The sequence below is a fragment of the Sandarakinorhabdus limnophila DSM 17366 genome (assembly GCF_945882885.1).
GTDB classification, from domain to species: Bacteria; Pseudomonadota; Alphaproteobacteria; order Sphingomonadales; family Sphingomonadaceae; genus Sandarakinorhabdus; species Sandarakinorhabdus limnophila_A.
In genome coordinates this window covers 1-7,786 of the sequence record NZ_CAMCWT010000078.1, presented here as the reverse complement: position 1 = coordinate 7,786, position 7,786 = coordinate 1, and the positions used below count along the sequence as shown (strand labels likewise).

Annotated in this window: 5 protein-coding genes and 1 pseudogene; all 6 read left to right on the top strand. The window is 59.0% G+C overall.

Features of this window, described 5'->3' with window-relative positions; translation table 11 throughout:
* A partial coding sequence (locus tag Q7O19_RS12375) for an SDR family NAD(P)-dependent oxidoreductase (protein WP_303810812.1) occupies positions 1-508 on the top strand: 508 nt, incomplete at its 5' end.
* A gap of 189 nt (positions 509-697) precedes the next feature.
* Positions 698-3,616: a TonB-dependent siderophore receptor gene (locus tag Q7O19_RS12370; RefSeq protein ID WP_303810811.1), complete on the top strand. Its 2,919-nt coding sequence runs from the start codon at positions 698-700 to the stop codon at positions 3,614-3,616.
* Between the two features lie 23 nt (positions 3,617-3,639).
* Positions 3,640-4,896 carry an enolase C-terminal domain-like protein gene (locus Q7O19_RS12365; RefSeq protein WP_303810810.1) on the top strand — a complete coding sequence of 419 codons (1,257 nt, stop codon included), beginning with the start codon at positions 3,640-3,642 and terminating at the stop codon, positions 4,894-4,896.
* Between the two features lie 60 nt (positions 4,897-4,956).
* Entirely contained in the window at positions 4,957-6,207 is a 1,251-nt protein-coding gene (locus Q7O19_RS12360; RefSeq protein ID WP_303810809.1) for an MFS transporter, read from the top strand.
* A gap of 257 nt (positions 6,208-6,464) precedes the next feature.
* Positions 6,465-7,007 carry a peptidoglycan-associated lipoprotein Pal gene (pal, locus tag Q7O19_RS12355; RefSeq protein ID WP_303810808.1) on the top strand — a complete coding sequence of 181 codons (543 nt, stop codon included), beginning with the start codon at positions 6,465-6,467 and terminating at the stop codon, positions 7,005-7,007.
* Between the two features lie 543 nt (positions 7,008-7,550).
* Positions 7,551-7,786: pseudogene (locus tag Q7O19_RS12350) on the top strand (IS630 family transposase); the annotation flags it as partial.

Below are 7,786 nucleotides of genomic sequence, written 5' to 3'. Positions count from 1 at the left end.
GGGCCGGGTGGATATCTTGGTGAACAGTGCCGGAATTACCGGAGCGAGCGTGCCGGTGGTGGACTTTCCGCTGGAGGATTGGCGCCGGGTCATCGAGATCAATCTGAACGGGGTGTTTTACTGTTGCCGGCAAGTGGTGCCGCTGATGGCGGCCAACGGCTATGGCCGGATCATTAATGTGGCGTCAGTGGCCGGCAAAGAAGGCAACCCCAACGCGTCCGCCTACTCGGCCTCCAAGGCCGGTGTGATCGGCTTCACCAAGTCACTGGGCAAGGAACTGGCGCTTACCGGGGTGCTGGTCAACTGCATTACGCCTGCGACCTTTGAGAGCCCAATTCTGGAACAGCTTCCGGCGAGCCAGATCGAATACATGCGCTCCCGCATTCCGATGGGGCGCCTGGGCCAGGTGGAGGAGAGCGCGGCGCTGGCCTGCTGGCTCGCGAGCAGCGAGTGCAGTTTTTCAACCGCGGCAACCTTCGACACGTCGGGCGGGCGGACGACCTACTGAGGAGATGGACGCGACCGCTTGACAGCAAATCAAATGCATGTTGTCCTATATGTTAATATAATGTCCCACATTTAGGGACAAAGGGAATAGCGCGACACAATCAACTTTCGGGCAAGCGAGTTTTCTGCGTGAGGGTTCAACCGATTTCGAGAGGCCAAAAGGTCCGTGGAAATCTTTGGGGAGACTAACATGATTGCCATTCAGGCTTTTGAAACCGTGTGCGTTCGGCGGCAGAGCCGGCTCCGCCTAATGCTCTCCACGACGACCGCGCTGGCTTGTCTTTTGACGGCGCCCGCATTGGCCCAATCGGCCCCTTCTAGTGTAGCGACTGCCGCGGCGACTGCCGAAACAGAAGAACAGCTGATGGTCGTCACCGGATCGCGCGTGGTGGTGGACAGTGCCAAGGCGCCGACACCGGTGACGGTAGCGACAACGGAGCAGCTGGAAAAGTCTGCGCCGCGCACGGTGACCGAAGCGCTGCTGCAACTTCCCGTGTTTTCGGGATCGGTAAGTGTTGCCAACCAGAGCACCGGAACGACGGGCAGCAACGGGGCTGCGAACCTCAATCTTCGCGGCCTTGGCACATCTCGCACCCTCGTGCTGTTAGACAGCCGACGCTTTGTGCCGGCGTCTAACTCCGGCGCGGTTGACGTGGCCTTGTTGCCCGAGGCGCTTATAAGTCAAGTGGAAGTGGTGACCGGCGGCGCATCGGCGGCCTATGGATCGGACGCGGTGGGTGGTGTCGTGAACTTCAGGCTCAACACCAAATTTCAGGGATTTAAAGGCAATGTCTCCGGCGGCGTGTCCGGCCAGGGGGACAATGAGTATTTCAAGGTGACGCTGGCTGCCGGTAAGTCATTCCTCGAAGACCGACTCAACATCATCGGAAGCGTGGAATATTATGACAGCAAAGGCGTGCCAACGGCCAACCTCCGCGACTGGACACCGCGTGGCACCGGCATCATTACCAACCCCAATGTAACCGGCAGCAATCCAGCCTCTCCAACAAATCCGACGCGGCTTGTGGTTGTCAATCCGCTAGCCTCTAATGCTTCTTTGGGCGGGCTGGTGACCAATACGGCACTGGCGGGAACGACCTTTGATTTTGCCAATGGCACCAGCACGGCGCGCGCTTTCCAATTCGGCAGCCCGCGCACATCCACTCAGATGGTCGGGAGCAACGATCGGAACGCGTTCAATCCAAACGACCTTCTCGTGCTCCAGCCGGCGCAAACCCGCGCGATCGGTTTTCTGCATGTCGAGTATGAGGTAAGCAACAACTTCAAGGTGTTTGCCGAGGCTAATTTGGCGCGCAACGATGTGCACTATGCCAGTTTGCCTACCTTCCAGCTTGCCAATACCGCCTTCCCTATCTTTGCTGACAACGCCTTTCTGCCGGCAGCGACGCGGCAGGCTATGGTCAATGGCGGCATTTCTCAGTTCACCATGGGCCGGGTGAGCACCGACATGGCGACGCCCACGATGGACGGGCGCAGCGATACCAAGCGCTTTGTCTTTGGCTTTGACGGCAAGATCGGAAGCAGCGGCTGGACCTATAATGCCTATTTCCAGCATGGCCAGAATCGCTCGCTGTTCCGCACCAGCGACAACCCCATTTCCAACAATCTCTACCGTGCGGCAGACGCGGTTGTAGCGCAGGCGGGCAATGTTGCCGGTGTTCCGGCGGGCACGATCATTTGCCGTTCGACATTGCTGGTTCCTACCGATGGCTGCGTACCGATGAATGTCTTTGGTTTTGGCGCGCCTTCGGCTCCGGCGCGGCGTTATATCACCGGCACTGCGGTTCAGGACATAACTGTTCAGCAAGATGTGTTTGAAGCCAGCGTACAGGGCACTGTTTTCGAACTGCCGGGCGGGCCCGCGAAAGTGGCTGCCGGCGTTGGTTGGCGCAAAGAAAGCTTTGTCCAGGTCGTTGATCCGATCTCGTCAAGCATTCGGACCGGGGCTGGCATTCAGGGCTTCCCGTTGGGACTGCGTAACACGCTGGGTGGATTTGAACGTTCAAACCCGCAGCCAGCGCAGGGCGGGGTGACGGTTAAAGAGATTTTTGGGGAAGTGAACCTGCCGCTGTTTGAGGGCGAGGCCTTTGCCGAGACGCTCTCCTTCAACGGCGCCGTCCGCTACACCGACTATAGCAACAGCGGCGGCGTGACGACCTGGAAGGTGGGCGGTATCTGGGCGCCGGTGCGGGACATACGCTTCCGCGCCACGCGGTCCCGCGATATCCGGGCACCCAATTTGGGTGAGCTGTACCGCGGCTCCAGCCAGGGCACGGCGACGGTAACCGATCCATTCCGCAACAATGAAGCGCGGAATGCGCTGAGCGGCGCCATCGGCAATCTGGAGCTTACGCCAGAAAATGCCAACACAACGGTGGTAGGTGTTGTTTTGCAGCCCAGCTTCATCCCGGGCTTCACGCTTTCGTTGGACTGGTACAAGATCGATATCGAGGATGCGATTTCTGCGCTGACAGCACAACGGACGGTCGATCTCTGCTTCGAGGGCGCCACCAATCTTTGTCGCTTCCTGCAGCGCGACAGTGGTGGTCAGCTTTCCCGCATCGAGCTGCCGTTCTTCAACGTCGATCTTCGCAATACCAAGGGCATCGATATCGAGACCAATTATGTGACGTCAATAGGCGGCGCGAACATCAATCTGCGAGCGCTCTTCAATCACGTGATCACCCTGCAGAACCAAATTGCAGGCGGTCTGCCGCTGCAGCTCGCAGGTGATATTGGTAATAGCACACCGAAATGGCAGGGTGTAGTCTCGGCCAATGTGGATTTCGGGCGCTTCGCGATTTATCTGCAGGAACGTTATGTTGGCCCCGGCAAGTTCGATAACAGCTTCGGGCCGAGTGCCATTGACAAGAATGATCAACCGGCGGTGTATTATACCGACGTGACCCTTAACTTCGACCTCGACAAGGCTGAGCGGTTCAAGGGCTTCATTACGGTCAACAACTTGTTTGACCGCGATCCGCCACTGACGCCGGGCTTCCTGATTGCTGGCGCAAACTTCGGCAACCGGACTTTGTACGACATGGTTGGCCGGATGTTCAGCGCGGGGGTTCGCTTCAACTTCTGAGATGATGCACGGAGGGTGGTGACATGAACCGTCGCGAGCTGATCTCGAGTGTCGCCGCACTCGCTGCTGTTGGTGTTGCTCTTCCGGAACTGACCTTCGCCCAGGAGAAATCCCGACTGAAGATCACCGGCATCCGGTTGGTGCGAACCCGGCCCAAGCGGCCCTATCCAGAATACACGCCGGCCAAGGGCAGTTGGTCCACCCAGAATGTGGAGGTGGCCAATCCGGTCTCGATCTATCCGGAATACAAGCCGACCCGCAGCCTGTTTGGCGCCACCGATGTGCCGGGTTTTACGGTGGAGGTGACAACAGACAAGGGCATCACCGGCTATGGCCGGGGCGGCGCTGGCGGCGGCAAGATCGTGATGGGCCATCTCAAGAAGCTGATGATGGGACGCGATCCGTTCGACATCGAACGAAACTGGGACATCAACTGGCGCTCGACCATGTCTTACGGGCGCATGGGCGTGACGATGAACGCCATCAGCGGTTTCGACAATGCGCTGTGGGATATCATCGGCAAGGCGCTGAACATGCCCATCTACAGGCTCCTTGGCGGCGAGACAAAGGACAGGGTTCCGGCCTACTGCACCGGCAATGACATCGAACAGCATGTGGAATTTGGCTATACCAAGCTGAAGCTGGCGATGCCGCATGGGCCAGCAAGCGGGCGGCCGGGGATGCGCGAGAATGTGAAACTGGTGGAGCGGGCGCGAAAGGCGCTCGGACCCGACGGCGAGATCATGCTTGATTGCTGGATGGCGTGGACCGAACGCTATACGCTGGAAATGGCCGAGATGTTGGAGCCCTACCGGGTTTACTGGATGGAAGAGGTGCTTCAGCCGCATGATTACGAGGGTTTTGGGCGGCTGAACGAGGCCATCAAATCCACCCGCATTGTGACAGGCGAGCATGAATATGGCCGCTATGGCTTCCGCCAGCTGTTGCGGACCAATGGCGCGCAGATCTGGCAGCCCGACCTCAATTGGTGTGGCGGCCTTACCGAATTGCGCAAGATCGGCGCAATGGCGGCGGCTTATGACGTTCCAGTGATCCCACACGGCGGCGGGTTGAACGGATCGACCCATTATTCGATCGCCACCGTGAATGCGCCTTGGGCCGAATTGTTTTTGCCAGCGCCAGGTGGTCCGCGCGAAGTTTATCAGATGTTCGAGGAAAACTATGCGATCACGCGTGGGCCGGAGGGGATATACACGCGTCCACTTGAACTTCCGGGCTGGGGAATGGACCCCGAGGTTATTGGCGAAGCGCAGGCCTGAGTGACCATTCTCGCAACGGATCCACAAAGCCAACCGCGCGTCGGCAACACGCGATGGGCGATGATCGGCCTGACCTTCATGGTCGCGGCCGTGGCCTATCTGGATCGTAGCAACATCGCCATTGCCGCCCCGCTGCTCAAGGAGGAGCTCGGGCTTTCCAATGTGGAACTGGGCGTGGTCTTCAGTGCTTTTTCGCTTGGTTATGCCGCCACGCAGCCGGTTGCTGGGCGGCTGGCGGATCGCTTTGGCGCCTATAGGATCATTGCGTTGGGGGTCGTGGTCTGGAGCGTGTTGACGGCGGTTACGGCTTCCATTCCCGCCGGCTTCGGTTTTGCCTTCCTGGCGTTGCTGGGCGTGCGATTTGCGTTGGGGGTAAGCGAGGCAGTGATCTTCCCGGCGAGCAATCGCATGGTGGCCAACTGGATGCCGCCATCCGAGCGCGGGCTCGCCAACGGGCTGATCTTTGCTGGCGTCGGGGTAGGGGCCGGCATTGCGCCGCCGCTAATTACCACGATCATGCTGACCCATGACTGGCGGGCGGCATTTTGGGCCACGGCGGCCATCGGGCTGGTGGCACTGGTGTTGTGGCTGCTAATGGCACGGGAAACACCGGCGGCGCACCCCTGGGCGAGCGCAGCAGAGCGCGACTACATCAAATCCGTTATCCCCGACAGCAGTAGTGCCTCCACCGGCACGGCGCGCTGGACGATGATTATCGGCAACCGCACGGTGCAGTTGCTGATCTTCAGTTATTTCTGTTTTGGCTATGCGGCCTATATCTTCTTCACGTGGTTCTTCACCTATCTCTCGACCGTGCGTGGGCTCGATTTGAAATCAAGCGGGATTTACGGCACCCTGCCGTTCATTGCGATGGCGGTGGCGTCTCCAGCGGGCGGCTGGATTGCCGATCGGCTCACGGTCAGCCGCGGCGGGCGCGTGGGTCGCTGCGGTGTGGCGAGTGCAGGCATGGTGCTGGCTGCAGTGTTCATTGCCGCTGCCACACAGGTGGAGGATGTGCGCGTGGTGGCTGGGGTGCTGGCGCTGGGATCAGGTGCGCTATATCTGGCGCAGAGTGCTTTCTGGACACTCAGTGCGGATATCGGCCGGCGGTCTGCAGGCGCGGTATCGGGCGTGATGAACATGGGCAGCCAGATCGGCGGGGCTGGGGTTGCGATGTTGACGCCCCTGTTAGCTGATACGCTTGGATGGTCAGTATCATTTCTATTCACGGCTGGCGTATGTTTGGCGGGGGGGGTGGCCTGGTTGTGGATTGATCCCGACGCAAGCCTTGCGCCGGGGACTGCTAATTGATCCAGTGCGCGGGCTGTTCTGACTTAGATGGCAATGGAAGCTGTCCTAACGACCCATCAAGCATGGTCACTGTAACCCAGTCGCACGTTACCGTGGATTAAGGTGAGTTATCAGCCCACTGATGTTGACACCTTGGATAGTGACCGCAAACATGACAACGATATAGCGCGTATGAACCTGATTCGGCCTGTCCGCCTTTGTTGCCATGATTGCAATTCGTAACGCGTAACTGACAGCAGAAACGTGGATCAACTGACATGAAGCAAATGTTTTCTAATTTTACCCTCCTGGCCGCCCTGGGCCTGTCGCTTGCAGCATGCGGCGGCAAGAAGAAGGTGGCACTCGAGGCTCCGCCATCGACGAGCGCGCCTACCGCCATCAGCAACGCTCCTACCTACGGCGAGCAGACCCCGGGCGTGGGCAACGGCATCATTCCGGGTAGCCAGGATGACCTGCGCGCCCAGGCCGGGACCGACACGATCCTGTTCGCCCTCGATAGCGACAGCCTCGATGGTGAAGCCCGGGCCACCCTTGCGCGTCATGCCGAATGGCTGAAGCGCAACCCGGGCGTCCGGGTGACGGTGGAAGGCCATTGCGACGAGCGCGGGACCCGCGAATACAACCTGGCGCTGGGGGATCGCCGCGCGAATGCAGCCAAAAACTTCCTGGCTTCCCAAGGCGTCGCCGTCAGCCTGATGACTATCATTTCCTATGGCAAGGAACGCCAGGCCGTGGATGGGACCGGTGAAGCTGCCTGGGCTCAAAACCGCCGCGCCGTGACCGTGATTGCCAGCCGCTGAAGTGACATGCATGGCTCACCTGCCGCAGCGAAGGGTCCCTTCCTTCATTGTGGCAGGCCACCATGATTTGGTGGTGATGTGCATCCCTGATTGGTACCGTTGAGAAGCTGAGCTTTTTGTATTGATGGCCAATGGCTAGCATTATGCTGTCGGGCTTAGGGTCTACCTCCAAACCAGATGGACGGTGATCTCGGTGGCGATCCATCTGCCTCTTTTTCTATGCAGCAGGTGATAATTGTAATCAGGTAAGCAGATGACATGGAATGATTAAATCATATATAAATCAATTACATAGACGTTATCCGTTTCGTTCTGTCGGGTGCGCCATTTAAATCATTGTTATATAACGATATTTAAACGCACACAGATGTGGAGTGCGGCTAAAAATGTGCATTTTCGGTATGCACAAATCGTGCACAAAAACGATGTTATTCTCCCATCTTCCTGATTAGAGCGGTTTTCGACCTGTCTGAATCGAAAGGGGATTCCCTCGGGCGGCGTTTTCTGGTTCAGAATCCGTGCTGGTGAAGGAGGCCGGCATGGATGGGCCTACCACTATCGATGGATCTGCGTCGGCGGCTTTTGGCGGCGATTGATGAGGGGATGAGCTGCCGTGCGGCGGCGGTTCGTTTTGGGGTCGCGCCGGCGCCGGCGATCCGCTGGCAGGCGCAGCGCCGCGATACCGGCAGCTTTGCTCCCAAGCCTCAGGGCGGAGACAGGCGCTCACGTCGGGTCGAGCAGCGGGGGGCGGACATTTTCGCGATCTGGGAAGCGCGCAA